This window comes from Rahnella inusitata (genome assembly GCF_018288855.1).
Taxonomy (GTDB): Bacteria; Pseudomonadota; Gammaproteobacteria; order Enterobacterales; family Enterobacteriaceae; genus Rahnella; species Rahnella inusitata.
The window spans coordinates 271551-289290 of record NZ_CP065024.1 but is presented as its reverse complement, the minus strand read 5'-3'; the positions used below and the strand labels follow the sequence as shown (position 1 = coordinate 289290).

At 51.4% G+C, this 17740-nt stretch carries 19 protein-coding genes; 9 read left to right on the top strand and 10 right to left on the bottom strand.

Annotated features, from left to right (window positions below):
- Positions 1-16 precede the first annotated feature (16 nt).
- The 5 genes from I2123_RS01310 to gpmM form a co-directional block, all read right to left on the bottom strand.
- Positions 17-946 carry a hypothetical protein gene (locus tag I2123_RS01310; RefSeq protein ID WP_213051620.1) on the bottom strand — a complete coding sequence of 310 codons (930 nt, stop codon included), beginning with the start codon at positions 944-946 and terminating at the stop codon, positions 17-19.
- 2 nt (positions 947-948) lie between these two features.
- Complete coding sequence (locus I2123_RS01305) at positions 949-2172, bottom strand: glycosyltransferase (protein WP_112165135.1); 1224 nt, start codon at positions 2170-2172, stop codon at positions 949-951.
- A 124-nt stretch (positions 2173-2296) separates the two neighbouring features.
- Positions 2297-3289, bottom strand: a complete 993-nt coding sequence (locus I2123_RS01300) for a divergent polysaccharide deacetylase family protein (RefSeq protein WP_213051619.1) — start codon at positions 3287-3289, stop codon at positions 2297-2299.
- Between the two features lie 2 nt (positions 3290-3291).
- Positions 3292-4557 (bottom strand): murein hydrolase activator EnvC, encoded by a 1266-nt coding sequence (envC, locus tag I2123_RS01295; protein WP_244879905.1) that lies wholly within the window; start codon positions 4555-4557, stop codon positions 3292-3294.
- A 172-nt stretch (positions 4558-4729) separates the two neighbouring features.
- Positions 4730-6274 carry a 2,3-bisphosphoglycerate-independent phosphoglycerate mutase gene (gpmM, locus tag I2123_RS01290; RefSeq protein ID WP_112165131.1) on the bottom strand — a complete coding sequence of 515 codons (1545 nt, stop codon included), beginning with the start codon at positions 6272-6274 and terminating at the stop codon, positions 4730-4732.
- 304 nt (positions 6275-6578) lie between these two features.
- On the opposite strand from gpmM, the gene I2123_RS01285 reads away from it, so the two are divergent.
- The 5 genes from I2123_RS01285 (at position 6579) to cysE (ending at position 9778) form a co-directional block, all read left to right on the top strand.
- On the top strand, positions 6579-7010 hold the full coding sequence (locus I2123_RS01285; protein ID WP_112165129.1) for a rhodanese-like domain-containing protein: 432 nt from the start codon (positions 6579-6581) through the stop codon (positions 7008-7010).
- A gap of 53 nt (positions 7011-7063) precedes the next feature.
- On the top strand, positions 7064-7315 hold the full coding sequence (grxC, locus tag I2123_RS01280; RefSeq protein WP_056774530.1) for a glutaredoxin 3: 252 nt from the start codon (positions 7064-7066) through the stop codon (positions 7313-7315).
- A 63-nt stretch (positions 7316-7378) separates the two neighbouring features.
- Positions 7379-7849 carry a protein-export chaperone SecB gene (gene secB / locus I2123_RS01275; protein WP_213051617.1) on the top strand — a complete coding sequence of 157 codons (471 nt, stop codon included), beginning with the start codon at positions 7379-7381 and terminating at the stop codon, positions 7847-7849.
- Complete coding sequence (gene gpsA / locus I2123_RS01270; protein ID WP_112165123.1) at positions 7849-8868, top strand: NAD(P)H-dependent glycerol-3-phosphate dehydrogenase; 1020 nt, start codon at positions 7849-7851, stop codon at positions 8866-8868. The genes secB and gpsA overlap by 1 nt, the downstream gene beginning before the upstream one ends.
- A gap of 88 nt (positions 8869-8956) precedes the next feature.
- On the top strand, positions 8957-9778 hold the full coding sequence (gene cysE / locus I2123_RS01265; protein ID WP_112165120.1) for a serine O-acetyltransferase: 822 nt from the start codon (positions 8957-8959) through the stop codon (positions 9776-9778).
- A gap of 53 nt (positions 9779-9831) precedes the next feature.
- Here the strand turns inward: cysE and trmL are convergent, their stop codons facing one another.
- Genes trmL through cpxR form a run of 3 tightly spaced genes read right to left on the bottom strand, consistent with a single transcriptional unit; the run spans position 9832 to position 12411 of the window.
- Positions 9832-10305 (bottom strand): tRNA (uridine(34)/cytosine(34)/5-carboxymethylaminomethyluridine(34)-2'-O)-methyltransferase TrmL, encoded by a 474-nt coding sequence (gene trmL, locus I2123_RS01260; RefSeq protein ID WP_213051616.1) that lies wholly within the window; start codon positions 10303-10305, stop codon positions 9832-9834.
- A 37-nt stretch (positions 10306-10342) separates the two neighbouring features.
- Entirely contained in the window at positions 10343-11713 is a 1371-nt protein-coding gene (gene cpxA, locus I2123_RS01255; protein WP_056774544.1) for an envelope stress sensor histidine kinase CpxA, read from the bottom strand.
- Entirely contained in the window at positions 11710-12411 is a 702-nt protein-coding gene (gene cpxR / locus I2123_RS01250; RefSeq protein WP_112165116.1) for an envelope stress response regulator transcription factor CpxR, read from the bottom strand. The genes cpxA and cpxR overlap by 4 nt, the downstream gene beginning before the upstream one ends.
- Before the next feature lie 152 nt (positions 12412-12563).
- Here cpxR and cpxP point away from each other — a divergent pair, with 152 nt between their 5' ends.
- The 3 genes from cpxP (at position 12564) to I2123_RS01235 (ending at position 15581) form a co-directional block, all read left to right on the top strand.
- Positions 12564-13073: a cell-envelope stress modulator CpxP gene (cpxP, locus tag I2123_RS01245; RefSeq protein ID WP_112165114.1), complete on the top strand. Its 510-nt coding sequence runs from the start codon at positions 12564-12566 to the stop codon at positions 13071-13073.
- 344 nt (positions 13074-13417) lie between these two features.
- Positions 13418-14404, top strand: coding sequence for a 6-phosphofructokinase (pfkA, locus tag I2123_RS01240; RefSeq protein WP_112165112.1), 987 nt, complete (start codon positions 13418-13420; stop codon positions 14402-14404).
- A gap of 187 nt (positions 14405-14591) precedes the next feature.
- Positions 14592-15581: a sulfate ABC transporter substrate-binding protein gene (locus tag I2123_RS01235; RefSeq protein WP_120078316.1), complete on the top strand. Its 990-nt coding sequence runs from the start codon at positions 14592-14594 to the stop codon at positions 15579-15581.
- Positions 15582-15655: 74 nt separating this feature from the next.
- Here I2123_RS01235 and tpiA read toward each other — a convergent pair whose 3' ends face one another.
- A complete protein-coding gene (gene tpiA / locus I2123_RS01230; protein ID WP_112168894.1) occupies positions 15656-16423 on the bottom strand; it encodes a triose-phosphate isomerase in 768 nt (255 codons plus the stop codon).
- Between the two features lie 127 nt (positions 16424-16550).
- Complete coding sequence (locus I2123_RS01225; RefSeq protein WP_213051615.1) at positions 16551-17159, bottom strand: DUF1454 family protein; 609 nt, start codon at positions 17157-17159, stop codon at positions 16551-16553.
- Between the two features lie 158 nt (positions 17160-17317).
- Here I2123_RS01225 and I2123_RS01220 point away from each other — a divergent pair, with 158 nt between their 5' ends.
- Positions 17318-17740 (top strand): DUF805 domain-containing protein, encoded by a 423-nt coding sequence (locus tag I2123_RS01220; RefSeq protein WP_112168896.1) that lies wholly within the window; start codon positions 17318-17320, stop codon positions 17738-17740.

Genomic DNA, 17740 nt, shown 5'->3' with positions numbered 1-17740 from the left:
ATGGTTGGCAAAAAATTTAAACTGCCGGATCCGCCGTTTGCTTTTCAGCATCCGTCAGATAACGGACTTTGCGCGTGTAATCCTGCCCCTTGAACAATAACTCGTTATCCGGCGAGGCCAGATACTTTTGCCATTCAGTCAGCGGGAAACCACCGTGTGCGCCAATCACTTCTTTGGGGATAATTGACGGCGTGCCACCAATTTTCTTCGACACCGGCCAGTTCATCCAGTCGCCTAAATTGACGCTTTTAATGTCCAGCGTATCGAGCATCGCGGCAAGCGGTAATTGATCCGTTGGCGGCTGATTGTCAGGCAGAATATTCCAGGTGTCGCGGAAGAACATAATCCACAGCGGACACAAACGTTCCCAGGTTTTACGCGTTGCGGCTAAGAATGCGCCGTTGACGTGATCAACGATGTAAGGCCGCACGCTGTCTTTGTAATAAGCCGGAATGATCGCCGGATCGCATCCGTCGAGTTTTGCGATCATTTTTCCCTGACGGAAGCTCGAGTAAATGTGATTTTCATGCAGCTGAATTTCAGGCATCTTCAGCAAGTTCAAATCAGAATCGATCATCAAAATACCGTCGGTTCTGGCCTGCAAAGGAGCCATTAGTTTGATCAAACGGCTGAGATAAATTTGCTTATAGCGATAATCGCCAGACTTTGTCTCCGGGTTCAGCGTCACAATGCGGACTTTTTCCGGCAGCGGCCTGAACTGGCTGGCGTCCTGATCGGTCACGATAACAATTTCCTGCAGCTGGGTGGCAAATTTGTCAGCAAATTCTGCGCACAAACAGGCTTCTTCAATATAGTCAGCGCCCGCGGAAGGGATTACCACGGACGTCACGCTGTTCTCAGGCAAGCCTGCTGTCACTGTCTGCGAATAAGGCAGATTGTGGCGCGAAAGAATGTGACGATATTTTGAATTCAGGAATTTGAACATGTTCAGCCTTGTTTCTTTTTGACACTGCTTAAAACGGTTTCAACGCCAGAGACATATTTCTCAATGGCAAATTTATCGCGAACATTGGCGTTCGCCTGCTGTGCTATCTCGTTACGAAGATGCTCGTTGAGATACAGTGTTTTCATATGGTTAAAGAGCATTTCAACGTCGCCGTACTCAAATAACATGCCTGTTTCAGCGTTCTTTACCAGTTCAGCGGTACCGGTTACGTTGGAGCCAATGACCGGCGTTTCCAGCAGCATCGATTCTAAAACAACACGCGGCAGTCCTTCGCTTTTCGACCCTAAAATAAAGGCATCGAACGCGGACAGATACTCCAGCGCGTTGCTTTGAAAACCGGTAAAGACCACTTTATCCATCATGTTAAGGCTTGCAGCCTGCTGGATAAGGCGACGTAAATTTGGCCCTTCGCCGACAAATACCATCATCCATTTTGCTTCCGGGAAAGCCCGGTTAAATTTATCCAGTGCCAGCAAGGTGAAATGATGTGCTTTACGGTTGATCAGCGAGCCGATGCTGCCAAAGATGAAAGTCTCATCGGTCGCGCCCAATTCCTTGCGGATATTGGCGCCATCGGGCAAGGGTTGATTGATATCAATACCGTTGAAAACGGTAAAACATAATTCACTGCGCACTCCGCGCTTTAGCAACTGTTCCTGCACGCCCTGAGAAACAGAAATAATGCTGTGGCAGAACTTATTCACAATGCGCACGACATCGCGGTTCAGCACCGGCTCAATGCGGCAATGCTGCACAATAGCCGTCGGCAAACCTGCGGTGGAATAATACCCTTCAACGTTAGAGCTGGGCTGATTATTCATATACAGAATGTCGAACTGGCCGAGCTCGAGCAGGGAGTGGATCTTGCGAATGTTGGGGTTGATTCGCCAGACTTTATCAACGGAGTAAATGGCTTTCTGACGCAGATGACTACTGAAGAAAAACAGGGTACGCAGCACTTCTTTAGTGATTTTTGCCCAGGCAGGTTGTTTAACCTGCGGGATAAAGAAGACGGGAATGTTCAGCGAGTTCAATATCTGGCTGATGGTTTCCCCATTATCCCGCGAATAATCATTGTAAAAGCAGCAGCTAATTTCAAATTTTTCCCGATCGATTCTTTTCAGCAGCTCTAACATACTGTTAGTGCCACCTCCCCATTCTTTGCCGCTGTCGAGCAGCAGAATTTTAGATCGATCTTGTCCCATTTGTGAGCGCCCCTGCGCAGTCTGAATCCAAAAACATGCAGCGCCCATTATAGGGGGCAAATTCTTTAAGCTCTACCTATTTGGTTTTGGGTGCTAAAATCATGTTTATCAATAGGTTGAATTCTCATTTATTTTTTGGGCCAGGGTTTATCTCTGTTGCCGGTTCAACCGGCGCGGATCCCTGCATGTGTGGGAACGTTGTCAACGCATGATACTGGCGCTCGATGAACAGGACGGCCGGCGTCGTCGCCAGACTTTCACCGATGACTTTAAACATGCTATCCGCATAAATCTGAGCAACAGGATGTTTCACGCGACAAACGCTGATGCCTTTAGCAGCTGATTTGGCCGGTGTGATCTTCGGCGGTTTACCCGCAGAGGCTGAACTGCGTATTGGTTCATTGAGCAGATCGCTTGGCCGCACCAGCACGATATCGGAAGGCAAATTCGGCAGCATTTGTTGCAGTACTTTCACCGTCGTGGGATGCGGATGGCCTATGGCGATCGCATAGCCGTTTTTGCGTGCCAGTTGAATGGCGCGCTCAAACTGACGACGAATTTCAGCCTCATTTTGTACATCATCTAAAAAGACGTTGCGCTTAATGACTTTCACACGGGTTCCCTCAGCGGCCTGGACCGACTTGGTATTGCCGATAGTCATGCTGTCGAGGAAGAACAGATTGTGAGCGTTCATGGCCTGCATGACGTTTTCCATACCGGTCAGGCTGGAGGTCATGGCGCTGCCCATGTGGTTGTTGATGCCAATCGCGTAGGGAATGTTGGCGATCGCCTGATCGACTATGCGCTTCACTTCCCCGGCGCTCATACCGGGAGTCAGCGTATTTTTCTCTAGCGGTTGTTTGCTCAGCGGCGCCATCGGCAGATGGATCAGAATTTCACGCCCCTGCTGGTGGGCCTTGTTCATCATCATCTGCGAATCGGGTGCATTGGGGAAAATCGCCACGGATACCGCTTTTGGCATCTGAAGTACCTGGTTTTCCTCATGCTGGCGATAACCAAAGTCATCAATCAGAATGGATAATTTCGCTGCCTGAACCTGACAAACGAATAACGCAGTACCACAAAGGGCAGCTAAAACGGACTTTTTATATTGCAATGCTATCTTCCCAACCACGGCTGTGGGTTAACGGCCTGGCCCTGACGACGAATTTCAAAATACAGCGATGGCTGGCCTTGTCCGCCGCTGTTCCCTACTTTGGCAATGGCCTGACCGGTTTTCACCTGATCGCCCACGCTGACCAGCGCATCCTGGTTATATCCGTAAAGGCTCATGTCACCCCTGCCGTGGTCGATCACCACAACGAGCCCGTAGCCTTGTAACCAGTCCGCCAGAATGACGCGGCCTTCTGCAATTGCACGCACATCACTGCCTTCACGTGCCGAAATTACAATTCCTTTCCAGCGTAGTTCACCCTGCAACTGTTCGCCGAAACGGTGTATCAACGAACCGGTAACCGGCCACATATTCTGTCCGGATGGCCTTCCCAGCCCGCCGGTGCGCGCCATCAGCGATTGCTCGCTTTGCGTCGGTTTGTAGGTGGACCCTTTTTTCTTCGCTTGCTGCTCTTTCGCCCGCACGGCGGCGGCTTCGCGCGCTTCTTTCTCAGCACGGGCTTTTGCGGCACGCTCAGCGGCCGCAATTTTGTTTTGCAGGCTCGATTCGTTGGCACGCAGTTCGGTCAGGCTTTGCTCATCTTTTTGCAAAGAAGACTCGAGCGCTGTCAGCGTTTGTTTGCGCGCTGCGCGAGCTTGCTCAAGCTTTTGCTGCTGAGTCTGCTGCTCGCCTAGCAGGCTTTTCTGCTGGGTTTGTTTGGACTCTAACGAAACCCGCTGTTCGCCGAGCGTGGTGCGCGTTTGTTTGAGTTCTTCGATGGTCTTCTGGCGGGCTTCATTCAGATAGCCGAAATAGGCCAGGATCCGCTCGCTGCGCTCGCCCTCTTCACTACTGAGAAGGAGTTGCAGGCCTTTATGCTGACCGATGCGGAATGCGGAATCGAGCTGTTTGGCGAGAATGGTTTCCTGCGTTTTTTGCTGTTTCTGCAATTTGTCGATAGACAGCGTCAGCCCGGAGATATCTTTCCCAAGGGTACTCAGCGTCGATTGTGTGCTGCGAAGCTGGGAACTGGCCGAAGCAATGGTTTTTTCCTGCGCCTGCAATTGTTGCAACAGCGTGCCGCGTTGTTGTTTCTGCTGTTTAACGCTTTTCTCTTTTTCTGCGATGTTTTGCTGAATGGTTTTGAGCTGATCTTTATTGTCATCAGCATGGGCAGTAAGAGAGAGCGTCAGTAAAGAGGCGCAAAGCAATAAGGCTGAAGATGGGAAGGCGGATACGACCTTGTCCGAAGCGGAAAGGCGGTTTCTCATCAGGCTGAAATGAATGAATTTGCTCAAACTTTTTTCCGCTTGTCGACCGTGGATGATAGACAATATGGCTGTCCCTGGCCGTATCGTAACACTAATCAACCGGCTGATGCACAAACAAAAAAGGCGTACCTGCCCGAGCAGATACGCCTGTATTTCAGGGCTTTTAAGGAAATTAGCGTGCGATAAACAGCGGTTTGCCACTCATTTCTGGCGGAATTTCCATTCCCATCAGAGAGAGCATAGTAGGTGCGATATCCGACAGTTTACCGCCTTCCACGGCCTCTGCGTTGCCACCAACATAAATCAGCGGGACTGGCAGGCTGGTGTGCGCGGTGTGCGCCTGACCGGTGGCCGGATCACGCATCTGCTCTGCGTTACCGTGGTCAGCTGTGATCAGCAGCTGGCCGCCAACGGCTTTCACGGCGTCAACCACTTGCGCAACACAGTTATCCAGCGTTTCCACCGCATTGACGGCTGCTTCATAAACACCCGTGTGGCCGACCATGTCGCCATTCGGATAGTTACAAATAATGGCGTCGTATTTGCCGCTGGCAATGGCGCCCAGCAGTTTGTCAGTGAGCTCTGCGGAGCTCATTTCCGGTTGCAGATCATAAGTTGCCACGTTCGGCGATTTCACCAGGATACGGTCTTCGCCGGTAAACGCATCTTCCATACCGCCGTTGAAGAAGAAGGTCACGTGTGCGTATTTTTCAGTTTCGGAGATGCGCAACTGCGTTTTGTCGTGCGCCATCAGCCATTCACCCAGGGTATTTTTCAGGGATGCAGGGGGATACGCGCAGGCTGCGTCGATGTCGGCAGCATATTCGGTCAGCATGACGAAATCGCCGAAGTTAATCACTTTTTCGCGCGTAAAGCCGTCGAAGTCCGGGCTGATGAACGCGCGGGTGATTTCGCGTGCGCGGTCGGCGCGGAAGTTCATAAAGATCATCGCGTCGCCATCGTTGATCGCAGCGGTTTCTTCCCCGGCAGCCTGCAATACGGTCGGTTTCACAAATTCATCATTTTCATCACGGGCATACGCAGCTTGCAGACCTGCCAGTGCGTTATCGGCCGTGAACGCGCCTTTTGCCTCAGCCATCAGGTCATAGGACAGTTGTACGCGATCCCAACGATTATCGCGGTCCATGGCGTAGTAACGGCCAACGATTGATGCAATCCGGCCTGTGCCGATCTCAGCGAATTTCTCAGTGAAACGTTTTAAGGCGGATTCTGCGCTGCGCGGTGGCGTATCGCGGCCATCAAGGAAAGCATGCAGGTAAATCGCTTTTGCGCCGCGACGATGGGCCAGTTCGACCATGGCCATAATGTGGTCTTCGTGACTATGAACGCCGCCCGCAGAGAGAAGCCCCATAATGTGAACTGCTTTGCCTGCACTGACGGCGCGATCAACAGCGGCGGTCAGTACGCTATTATTAAAGAAATCGCCTTCTTTGATCTCTTTATCGAGGCGGGTCAAATCCTGATACACAATGCGACCCGCACCTAAATTGACATGGCCGACTTCGGAGTTGCCCATCTGGCCGTCAGGCAGGCCGACGTCCAGACCGGATGCGGCGATCAGCGTATGGGGTTGGGTCGCCCAAAGATTATCCATGACCGGTGTTTTGGCATTCAGAATCGCGTTGTCTTGTTGTTCTTCACGATGGCCGTAACCATCAAGAATCACCAGAACCATCGGTTTTTTGTTGCTCGACATGTCAATTGACCTCAGTTTGAAAGATGAAATGCTCAATAGCCTCGCCGGCTGAACAGGCGTAAACAGGCGCGGCTATGTGCATTCAGGCGGGCTGATTTTACCCCAGTGCGCGAGGCGAATAGCCGTGAGAGATCAAAGATGGGGTGAGGTGAGGGTTAACTTTCATCATAAAGGCGTGTTAATTTTTCGGGATGTGCCGCAGATTGTGGCATTAGCCCGTGCTTACTGGCTGTATTTGCTCCGACGCGCAGGTATACTCTGAAGCCTTGAATTTTCCCCTAACTGACGGGAGTTGCTACACCCCATGCAAGATATTATGCCATTCATCAGTGCGCATCCGGTTCTCAGCCTGGCGTGGGTTGCGTTACTGATTGCAGTAATTGTGACCACCTTTAAAACACGTTTTTCTAAAGTAAAAGAGATCACCCGTGGTGAAGCAACCCGCCTGATCAACAAAGAAGATGCCGTCGTTGTCGATGTGCGTACGCGTGAAGAGTTCCGCAAAGGCCACATCGCCACGTCCCTGAATGTGCTGACCACAGACATCAAAAGCAATAATCTGGGTGAGCTGACTAAACATAAAGCGCAGCCGGTTATTGTGGTATGTGCAACAGGCCAGACTTCCCGTACAGCGGCAGAAGGCCTGATCGCAGCCGGTTTTGAACGTGTTTTCACGTTGAAAGAAGGCATCAGCGGCTGGAGCAGTGAAAATCTGCCATTGGCGCGCGGTAAATAAGATCTCAGCCCAATCGCAACGGCATTAAAATCTACGACTTAGAGGTGGAACCCATGGCTAAAATTGAAATCTACACCAAGGCAACCTGTCCTTATTGCCATCGTGCGAAAGCCCTGCTTAACAGCAAAGGCGCTTCATTCGATGAAATCGCGATTGATGGCGATGCGGATAAACGTGAAAAGATGATCGCCCGTAGCGGTCGCTCAACCGTTCCTCAGATTTTTATCGATGGACAGCACGTTGGCGGTTGCGATGATTTACATGCACTTGATGCACGCGGTGGTCTCGACCCGTTGCTGGGGTAATCGGGGCGGCTGCGTATTTTCATTAAGTGTTTAAAGGACTTTTAACTCAAGGGTACTACTCACATGTCAGAACAAAATAACACCGAGATGTCTTTCGAGATCCAGCGTATTTACACCAAAGACATCTCTTTTGAAGCGCCAAACGCACCTCAGGTTTTCCAGAAAGACTGGCAGCCAGAAGTGAAACTGGATCTTGATACCGCATCCAGCCAGCTGGCTGAAGGCGTGTACGAAGTCGTATTGCGTGTAACGGTAACGTCTTCACTGGGCGACGAAACTGCGTTCCTGTGCGAAGTTCAGCAAGGTGGTATCTTCAGCATCTCCGGTATTGATGGCAACCAGATGGCGCATTGCCTGGGTGCATACTGCCCGAACATTCTGTTCCCGTATGCCCGTGAGTGCATCACCAGCCTGGTTTCCCGCGGTACCTTCCCGCAACTGAATCTGGCACCTGTCAACTTCGACGCGCTGTTTATGAACTATCTGCAACAGCAAGCTGAAACCGAAGGTGCTGAACCACATCAGGATGCCTGATGAAAACCGTCAATGCGTCAATGACTGTAATCGGTGCCGGCTCGTACGGCACCGCTTTAGCAATTACCCTTGCCAGAAATGGCCATCCCGTTGTGCTGTGGGGACACAATCCCGACCACATCAACGCCTTGCAACGCGCCCGTTGTAATCAGGAATTCCTTCCTGATGTGCCATTCCCCGACAATCTGTTGCTCGAAACTGACCTGTCCGTCGCGTTAGCGGCCAGCCGCAATGTGCTGGTTGTCGTGCCGAGTCATGTGTTTGGTGACGTGTTGCGTCAGTTGAAACCCCATCTGCGTGCTGATGCGCGTGTGGTATGGGCGACCAAAGGTCTGGAAGCAGAAACCGGACGTCTGTTGCAGGATGTCGCGCGTGAAGAACTCGGCGATACCATCCCGTTAGCCGTGGTTTCTGGCCCGACGTTTGCCAAAGAGCTGGCGGCGGGAATGCCGACGGCGATTTCTCTGGCGGCCACGGATGCCAGTTTTGCTGACGATTTACAGCAACTGCTGCACTGTGGCAAAAGCTTCCGCGTTTACAGCAACCCCGATTTCATCGGCGTGCAGCTGGGCGGTGCGATTAAAAACGTGATTGCCATCGGTGCCGGTATGTCTGACGGCATTGGTTTTGGTGCAAATGCCAGAACGGCATTGATCACCCGTGGTCTGGCAGAAATGAGCCGCCTCGGCACCGCGCTGGGTGCCGATCCTGCCACCTTTATGGGCATGGCAGGTCTGGGTGATTTGGTGTTAACCTGCACAGACAACCAGTCACGTAACCGCCGCTTCGGTATTATGCTGGGGCAGGGGATGGATGTTCAGACCGCGCAGAACACCATCGGTCAGGTTGTTGAAGGCTATCGCAACACCAAAGAAGTACGGGTACTGGCGCAGCGTCATAACGTTGAAATGCCTATTACGGAACAGATTTACCAGGTCCTATACTGCGGTAAAGATGCCCGTGAAGCCGCCACGAATTTACTTGCCCGTGCGAGCAAGGACGAAAAACACAGCCACTGACCGGCGATAAGTAGCATAGCCACCTTGTCGGAGATCCCCACAGGGCGGCTTTTTATTATCCGAACCTGCAAAGTCGTAAGGAACAGTGATGTCGTTAGAAGAATTAGAACTGGTCTGGAATAACATTAAATCAGAGGCGCGAGCACTGGCTGAGTGTGAACCTATGCTGGCGAGCTTCTTCCACGCGACGTTGCTTAAGCATGAAACGCTGGGCAGTGCGTTGAGCTATATTCTGGCCAACAAACTGGGCAACCCGATCATGCCTGCGATGGCGATCCGTGAAGTCGTCGAAGAAGCCTATCGCAACGACGAACAAATGATCCTCTCCGCCGCGCGCGATATTCTGGCAGTGCATCAGCGCGATGCTGCCGTCGATAAATACTCCACGCCGCTGCTTTATCTGAAAGGATTCCATGCGCTACAGGCGTATCGCATTGGCAACTGGCTGTGGAAGCAGGACCGCAAAGCATTGGCGATTTATTTCCAGAATCAGATTTCCGTTTCCTTCGGCGTGGATATCCACCCTGCGGCGCGTATTGGTTGCGGCATTATGCTCGACCACGCCACAGGTATTGTTATCGGCGAAACGGCTGTAGTGGAAAACGACGTCTCTATTCTGCAATCCGTTACGCTCGGTGGTACCGGTAAAACATGTGGTGACCGACATCCGAAAATTCGTGAAGGTGTCATGATTGGTGCGGGCGCGAAGATTCTCGGCAATATTGAGGTCGGCGTGGGGGCTAAGATTGGAGCAGGGTCAGTGGTCTTGCAGTCAGTGCCCGCCCATACCACGGCTGCAGGTGTGCCCGCGCGTATTGTCGGCAGGCCGGAGAGCGAGCGTCCTTCGATGGATATGGATCAACACTTCAACGGTATCGTGCAGGGTTTTGAATTCGGCGACGGTATCTGACACAAAAATGGCATGCCTGTGCATGCCATCGTTTTATTTTATCCCCTTCAGATTCATTCCTTCAGCAACGCCCCCGGATATCCCAGCTGGCGCCACGCTTCATACACCACCACAGACACGGCATTCGACAGATTCATGCTGCGACTTTCCGCGAGCATCGGAATACGGATTTTATGACTGGCAGGCAGATTATCTAAGATGTATGCCGGAAGACCGCGCGTCTCGGGACCAAACACCAGAAAATCATTGTCCTGATAGCTCACCGCGCTGTGCGCAGGTGTACCTTTGGTGGTCAGCGCGAACAGGCGCTGCGGACTTTCGCTGGTGAGAAAGGCGTCATAATTCGCATGATGTTTGATGCTGGCGAATTCGTGGTAATCCAGCCCGGCGCGGCGCAGGCGTTTATCGTCCCAGCCGAAACCTAAAGGTTCGATAAGGTGAAGCTGACATCCGGTGTTGGCACACAGGCGGATGATGTTGCCGGTATTTGGCGGGATTTCTGGTTCAAATAAAACGATGTTAAGCATGCGTCCCCCTGATAGAGGGACGCAGAATAGCAGAAACTTAACGCTGGTGCAGTGGCAGCCAGATAATCAGCCTCAGGCCGCCCAGCGGGCTATCTTCGGCTCTGACCTTACCGCGATGCTGCTGAACCGCCGTATCGACGATAGCCAGCCCAAGGCCGGTACCGCCAGATTCACGATCGCGTGCTTCATCGGTGCGATAGAACGGGCGGAAAATCTGTTCGCGATCGGTTTCACTGACGCCAGGACCGTCGTCGTCCACGGTGATGGTGATCCCGTCGCTGTCGTGAGCGAAGTTCAGTGCAATGTGGTGATGCGAATAACGCAGGGCGTTACGCACGATGTTCTCCAGCGCACTGTCGAGCGCGGCGGCATTACCGATGAGTTTCCACGGACCCGGAGGTGAGGTCACTTCCAGCGTTTTGCCCATTTGCTCGGCTTCAAACTGCGCGTCGTCAATAACACCGGCCCATAACTCATTGGCCTTCAGCGTTTCCCGCGACAACTCATTCTTATGCTGACTGCGTGATAACACCAGTAAGTCATTGATCATGCTATCAAGACGTTGCGCTTCGTTTTCGATACGTTGCAGCTCTTTGCCTTCACCGTGACGACGACGCATCAGCGCAGTTGCCAGTTGCAGGCGCGTCAGTGGCGTGCGCAGCTCATGCGAGATGTCCGAAATCAGCCTTTGCTGTGCGGTCACCATGCGTTCGAGAGCGCTCACCATCTGATTGAAGCTGGCGCCTGTGGCGAGAAATTCCTGCGGTCCGGCTTCAAGCTCCGGATGCTGTTTGAGGTTTCCCCTGGCCACGTCGTCCGCCGCATTTTTTAACTTACGCGCCGGTTTCGCCAGGCTCCACGCCAGCCAGAGCAGCAGCGGGGCGCTGATCAGCATCGTGACAATCAGCAGCAACAACGGTCGGTCAAACATCAGGTTAATGAAGTCGGACTGGGAACTGCTGGCCGGACGCATCAGATAGAGCTGATAGTTATCTTCGCCGTCACGCACCGAGAACGGGCCAACCATTTCAACGCGGCCATATTTTTTCTTTTTCGGACGGTCTGAATTATCAGACTGCCCGATAAAGTTACGCACAATTTGCATTTCATTGCGTTGCGCGCCAATCACCCGGCCTTCGCTGGTGACCAGTAGCAAGCGCTGGCCCGGCGGCGCCCATTTGTCGATCGCGCGGAACAGCCTGCGCCACCACATCAAATCATTTGCCGGATCGTTCACCAGCTCAGCTTCGACGTGTTGTTCAATCATCAGGCCTTGCCGTTGTTCATTATCGAGCAACGGCGTTATCTGGCGTGAATCGAGTTTCGGCACCATCAATACCAACATTAGCACCAGTGCTAATGTGAACCAGAAAATGGCAAAAATACGTGCCGTAAGGCTGTTTATCATGAAGCAGAAACCATCAGATAACCGCGTCCGCGAAGGGTTTTAAACCACGGATGTCCGTCCTGACGATCGGGCAATTTACGGCGTAAATTCGAAATATGCATATCAATGGCGCGGTCAAACGGTGTCAGACGTTTCCCCAGTACTTCCTGACTCAGATGTTCACGGGAAACAACCTGGCCGAGATGTTTTGCCAGTAAATACAACAGGGTAAACTCAGTACCGGTTAAATCCAGCGCTTCACCGTCAAAGCTGGCTTCCTGACGCCCCGGGTTCAGCTGCAAACCGTCGACTTCCAGCGTTGGGGAACCATTGTTTTCAGTGGTCTGCTGTTGTTCGCTCCAGTTGGAACGGCGCAGCATTGCACGAATTCGTGCGACCAGTTCACGGTCATTAAACGGCTTTGGCAGGTAATCATCGGCGCCAAGTTCCAGCCCCAATACGCGATCCAGCTCACTGCCGCGCGCGGTTAACATAATCACTGGCGTCTGATGACGCTGGCGTAATTCTTTAAGGGTTTCAATGCCGTTTTTCTTCGGCATCATGACGTCAAGCAACAGCAGATCGATAGTGTTATCAACTTTCTCTAATGCCTGCTCACCGTCGTAAGCAACCACAACATTAAAGCCTTCCATTTCGAGCAATTCTTTCAAAAGTGAAGTCAGTTCACGGTCATCATCAACTAACAAAATTTTATTCATTGTATTTACCTCTAGACGCAAAATACGTCATCAATTGCCGCTATTCCATGACTTTACGTACTTTTACAAGCACTGACGCTTGTTTGCAGCAGCAGGTTTAGACTGCTTTTCAATGATTCGCGATGAGCGATAAAGACTTTTAGGAGTGTGTGATGTTTAAGGCAGCTTCACTAGGTTTGGCCACGCTACTGACACTGAGTTCAGGTGTCGCTTTAGCAGAGGGTGCAAAACCGATGTCGGCGATGCCAGCAGAACATAATAGCACGATGTTGGATAAGCCTCAGGAACGCAACACCATGTTTGATGGTGTAAATCTGACGGAGCAACAACGTCAGCAAATGCGTGACCTTATGCATCAGGCGCGAAAAGATTTGCCTGATATAAATGTAGAACAGTTAGAAACGATGCACCGACTGGTTACTGCTGAAAAATTTGACCAGAAAGCTGTGCGTGCACAAGCCGAATTAATGGCTCAGGAACAGGTGGATCGCCAGGTCGAAATGGCCCGCATCCGCAACCAGATGTTTAATCTGCTGACGCCTGAGCAAAAGAACGTACTGAACCAGAAACACGAGCAGCGCATTGAACAGATGCAACAGCAGTTATCTGGCTTACAAACCCCTTCTGCCCAGAAGACGAGTAGTACCAGCAAGACCGAGTAAGATCCCTGTTTTTCCTTGCCATAGACACCATCCCTGTCTTCCCCCGCCGAAAGGTGGGGTTTTTTTTGCCTTCGCTTTGCCAACTTTCATAAAACAGGCAATTAACAAGATAGAAATCTGCCGGTAACGAACCGGAAATATCTTGTAAAAGCCGTATGAATCAGTAAATTGCGAAGTACAGAGCGTTGTATGCGTGTTCTTGCTGACTTGAATCAATTCAGCTCCGCTGTTTTGTTATACTATAGGCTCAAACGCTAATAAGCCCTTTGGCAGCACAAGTAATTCCGCCCAACAGGCAGGCTCAAGATTCTTAAGAAATTGCATCTACAAGTTCAGAGGTAGTCATGATCAAAAAAATTGGTGTACTGACAAGCGGTGGCGATGCCCCAGGCATGAATGCTGCGATCCGTGGCGTTGTGCGTGCGGCTTTATCAGCAGATTTGGAAGTTTACGGTATCGAAGATGGCTACCTCGGCATGTATGAAAACCGCATGAGAAAACTTGACCGCTACAGCGTGTCAGACATGATCAACCGCGGCGGTACTTTCCTGGGTTCAGCACGTTTCCCTGAATTCCGCGATCCGGGCATGCGTAAAATTGCTTTGCAGAATATGAAAGATCGCGGCATTGATGGTCTGGTGGTGATTGGTGGTGACGGCTCCTACGCCGGCGCGGACCTGCTGACCAAAGAAGGCGGCATTCGCTGTATCGGCCTGCCGGGCACTATTGATAACGACGTGGCCGGTACCGACTACACCATCGGTTTCTTCACTGCACTGGGCACCGTGGTTGAAGCCATTGACCGTCTGCGTGACACTTCTTCATCACACCAGCGCATCTCTATCGTTGAAGTCATGGGCCGTTATTGCGGTGACCTGACTCTGGCTGCTGCCATCGCAGGTGGTTGCGAATTTATCGCTATCCCTGAAGTCGAATTTAAACGTGATGATCTGGTTGCTGAAATCAAAGCCGGTATCGCGAAAGGTAAAAAGCACGCTATCGTCGCCATCACTGAAAAGTTAGATGATATCGATGAGTTGGCTAAATACATCGAGAAAGAAACCTGTCGTGAAACCCGTGGTACCGTATTGGGTCACATCCAGCGTGGCGGTGCGCCAGTCGCTTACGACCGTATCTTAGCTTCCCGCATGGGTGCTTATGCGGTCGATCTGCTCCTTGAGGAAGGTCGTGATTATTCTCAGGGCGGTTTCTGCGTCGGTGTTGAAAACGAAAAAATGGTGCATGAATTAATCTCCGTGTGTATCGCGCCAGAGAACAAGAAAAGCAAATTTAAAGAAGACTGGTACAATACTGCTAAAAAACTGTTCTAAAACAGCAAATTGCCCGAGTCAAAGAGCCTCCTTAACCGGAGGTTTTTTTTAGTCTTTTTTTTGGTTATTCCATAAAGTAATAGTAGAAAACCTTTTATTCTTTATTCGTTTTCTTTTTCTCTGGCACGCTCTCTTCATCAGATCAAACAAATGAAATCCATAGAAACTATCTTCGGGAGAGAGTGCGATGCGTAAATGGGGTGCAGGCCTGGCATTACTGCTGGTAGCAACAGGGGCGATTGCCAAAGACATTCAGATTCTGAACGTGTCGTACGATCCAACCCGCGAATTCTATGAACAATACAACAAAGCCTTCAGCAAATACTGGCAAGGCAAAACCGGCGATACTGTGACTGTACGTCAGTCGCACGGCGGTTCAGGCAAGCAGGCAACGTCCGTTATCAATGGTATTGAAGCCGACGTGGTGACGCTGGCGCTGGCTTATGACGTAGATGCTATTGCAGAACGTGGCCGTATCGATAAAAACTGGATCACCCGTCTGCCGGACAACTCTGCGCCATACACCTCGACCATCGTGTTCCTGGTACGTAAAGGCAACCCGAAACAAATTCATGACTGGAATGATTTGATCAAACCGGGTGTATCCGTGATTACGCCGAACCCTAAAACATCAGGCGGCGCGCGCTGGAACTATCTGGCTGCTTGGGGTTACGCACTGCATCACAACAATAATGACAAAGCCAAAGCGCAGGACTTTGTGAAAGCGTTATACAAAAACGTCGAAGTGCTGGATTCCGGTGCGCGTGGCGCGACTAACACCTTCGTTGAGCGTGGTATCGGCGATGTGCTGATTGCGTGGGAAAACGAAGCCCTGCTGGCCACCAAAGAAGTGGGTAAAGACAAGTTTGAAATTGTGACGCCAAGCGAGTCAATTCTGGCTGAGCCAACGGTTTCTGTGGTGGATAAAGTGGTTGATAAGCGTGATACACGCACCGTGGCGGATGCTTACCTGAAATACCTGTATTCACCGGAAGGCCAGACCATCGCGGCAGAAAACTATTATCGTCCACGTGATGCGGAAGTAGAGAAAAAATTCGCGTCAGAATTCCCTAAACTGAAACTGTTCACGATTGATCAGGTGGCAGGTACATGGGCACAGGCGCAGAAAGAACACTTCGCGACTGACGGGATTTTCGACCAAATCTCCAAACGCTGATGCGCTGAGTTTAAATATTCAGGCAATAAAAAACCCCGGCATGCCGGGGTTTTTTGTGCGCAGAAGAAACAGACTTACGCTTTTTTAGCTTCGGCTGCCGCTTTCACGATCACTGCGAAAGCATCAGCTTTCAGTGATGCGCCGCCAACCAGAGCACCATCGATGTCTGGCTGAGTGAACAGTTCTGCCGCGTTAGCTGCGTTAACAGAGCCGCCGTACTGGATGATCACTTGTTCAGCAATCGCAGCGTCTTGTTTTGCCACGTGGTCACGGATGAATTTGTGAACGGCCTGAGCCTGCGCAGGGGTAGCTGATTTGCCGGTACCGATCGCCCAGACAGGTTCGTAAGCGATAACTGCACCTTCGAACGCTTTCGCGCCCAGGGTGTTCAGTACGGCGTCCAGCTGCTTAGCGCAAACGGCTTCAGTCTGACCCGCTTCATTTTCTGCTTCGGTTTCACCGATGCACAGAACCGGGATCAGGCCAGCATCTTTCAGCACGCCGAATTTCTTCGCGATAAATTCATCGCTTTCTTTGTGATAAGTGCGACGTTCTGAGTGACCGATGATGATGTATTTCGCACCAATATCTTTCAGCATGTCGGCAGAGATTTCACCGGTGAATGCGCCGGACAGGTTAGCGTCAACGTTCTGAGCACCCAGCGCGATACGGCTGCCAGCCAGAGCGTGTTTAGCCTGTGACAGGTAAACTTCTGGTGGAGCAATCGCAACGCCACAACCTTCGACCGTGCTCAGTTCAGTACGCAGAGCAGCAATCAGTTCGTTAACCATGTGGGTGCTACCGTTAAGCTTCCAGTTACCCATCACTAATGGATGTCGCATGTTTTTTCCTCCAAAAGGGGACGCGAGTGTCGATTAAAATTTCTGCCAAACAAGCAGATTACCTGTCCAACAGTATAGAGATCATTGAAGGCAAAGGCTTTGCTTTTTGTCATTAAATACCGTCATCTCATGGCTCAGCCAGTGCCAGCTTGACCGGCTCAACGGCAAACGTCAGCCCTTTTTCGCCATTATCTGAAACGACAAAACGCACAGCACCGACCTCCTGCTGATAATACTGCTGCCCTTTTCCTTTTTGGATAAGCGAAGCCACTTTCGCCACGCTTTGTTCGGTCGTTAGGGTGGCATCAAACTGGCGCATGAGATTCGCCATGTAGCTTATTGCCAGGGTGCGTGCGGCTTTTTCCTCTGCTCCCTGAATCGGCAGATAGGTTATTTGCAGCGTTTTGATTTTGCCGGTGCCTTTTTCCAGCGCGGTGGAGGCGTAGAGATTTTCATTAATCTTGCTGGCCGCGCGGGTCAGCGGGCTGTTGGCCGCTTTTTCATTGATGGAGCGGAATTCGCCAATCTGTTGAGTCGGATTGGCTTCATTATATTTTGCGCGAAAGTTAACAAGCGTCGTTTCAAAGGTGGGCGCACCGGCGAGCAGATAAGGGGCTTTTGGCATTTCTTCCGTGCCGGAGTGATCGACCGGCGGCTCGGCGAAGGCCATCTTTGAGCCTGCGAGCATCAGCAATGCCGGGAGTGCCAAAGATAAAAGGATTTTTGCAGCATTCATAAGTTTTTTCTTACCGTCTCTGAATAGTCCGATTAAAGCGGGGATCGGGGGGTAATGTCAAAAGGAGACCGTAAACATTCTCACGGCGACGATCGCTGGGTTACACTCGCTCCGGTTTATCATTTTACTCCCATTGTCTTCTATGGAACTGACTGTCAATGACGTTACAGCACGCACTGTTTTCTTTTAATGGCCGGATGGGCCGCCGGGATTTTTGGCTCTGGATGGTTAGCTGGCTTGTCCTGATGGCGGCTGATTTCTTCTTTGCTGCGCAGGAATGGATAACTTATCAGTCCGCCGGATTTGCGCTGGTCGTTTTACTCTGGCCGACCGCCGCTGTGCTGGTGAAAAGGTTACATGACCGCAATAAATCGGCGTGGTGGGCGCTGTTGTTTGTACTGGCCTGGATGTTGGTCGCCGGTAACTGGGCCGCGGCGATGCCGCAGACGTGGAGCTGGGTATTAGGCCGGCTGGTGCCGTCGGTTATCTTTATTCTGCTGATTATCGACTGCGGCGCGTTTGTCGGTACACCTGGCACAAATCGCTTTGGCCCGGAACCGGACGAGGTCCGGTTTAAATAG

Coding starts and splice junctions, on each gene's coding strand:
- I2123_RS01310 (WP_213051620.1), bottom strand. CDS start 946: ATGTTCAAATTCCTGAATTCAAAATATCGTCACATTCTTTCGCGCCAC.
- I2123_RS01305 (WP_112165135.1), bottom strand. CDS start 2,172: ATGGGACAAGATCGATCTAAAATTCTGCTGCTCGACAGCGGCAAAGAA.
- envC (WP_244879905.1), bottom strand. CDS start 4,557: ATGAGAAACCGCCTTTCCGCTTCGGACAAGGTCGTATCCGCCTTCCCA.
- gpmM (WP_112165131.1), bottom strand. CDS start 6,274: ATGTCGAGCAACAAAAAACCGATGGTTCTGGTGATTCTTGATGGTTAC.
- I2123_RS01285 (WP_112165129.1), top strand. CDS start 6,579: ATGCAAGATATTATGCCATTCATCAGTGCGCATCCGGTTCTCAGCCTG.
- grxC (WP_056774530.1), top strand. CDS start 7,064: ATGGCTAAAATTGAAATCTACACCAAGGCAACCTGTCCTTATTGCCAT.
- secB (WP_213051617.1), top strand. CDS start 7,379: ATGTCAGAACAAAATAACACCGAGATGTCTTTCGAGATCCAGCGTATT.
- gpsA (WP_112165123.1), top strand. CDS start 7,849: ATGAAAACCGTCAATGCGTCAATGACTGTAATCGGTGCCGGCTCGTAC.
- cysE (WP_112165120.1), top strand. CDS start 8,957: ATGTCGTTAGAAGAATTAGAACTGGTCTGGAATAACATTAAATCAGAG.
- trmL (WP_213051616.1), bottom strand. CDS start 10,305: ATGCTTAACATCGTTTTATTTGAACCAGAAATCCCGCCAAATACCGGC.
- cpxA (WP_056774544.1), bottom strand. CDS start 11,713: ATGATAAACAGCCTTACGGCACGTATTTTTGCCATTTTCTGGTTCACA.
- cpxR (WP_112165116.1), bottom strand. CDS start 12,411: ATGAATAAAATTTTGTTAGTTGATGATGACCGTGAACTGACTTCACTT.
- cpxP (WP_112165114.1), top strand. CDS start 12,564: ATGTTTAAGGCAGCTTCACTAGGTTTGGCCACGCTACTGACACTGAGT.
- pfkA (WP_112165112.1), top strand. CDS start 13,418: ATGATCAAAAAAATTGGTGTACTGACAAGCGGTGGCGATGCCCCAGGC.
- I2123_RS01235 (WP_120078316.1), top strand. CDS start 14,592: ATGCGTAAATGGGGTGCAGGCCTGGCATTACTGCTGGTAGCAACAGGG.
- tpiA (WP_112168894.1), bottom strand. CDS start 16,423: ATGCGACATCCATTAGTGATGGGTAACTGGAAGCTTAACGGTAGCACC.
- I2123_RS01225 (WP_213051615.1), bottom strand. CDS start 17,159: ATGAATGCTGCAAAAATCCTTTTATCTTTGGCACTCCCGGCATTGCTG.
- I2123_RS01220 (WP_112168896.1), top strand. CDS start 17,318: ATGACGTTACAGCACGCACTGTTTTCTTTTAATGGCCGGATGGGCCGC.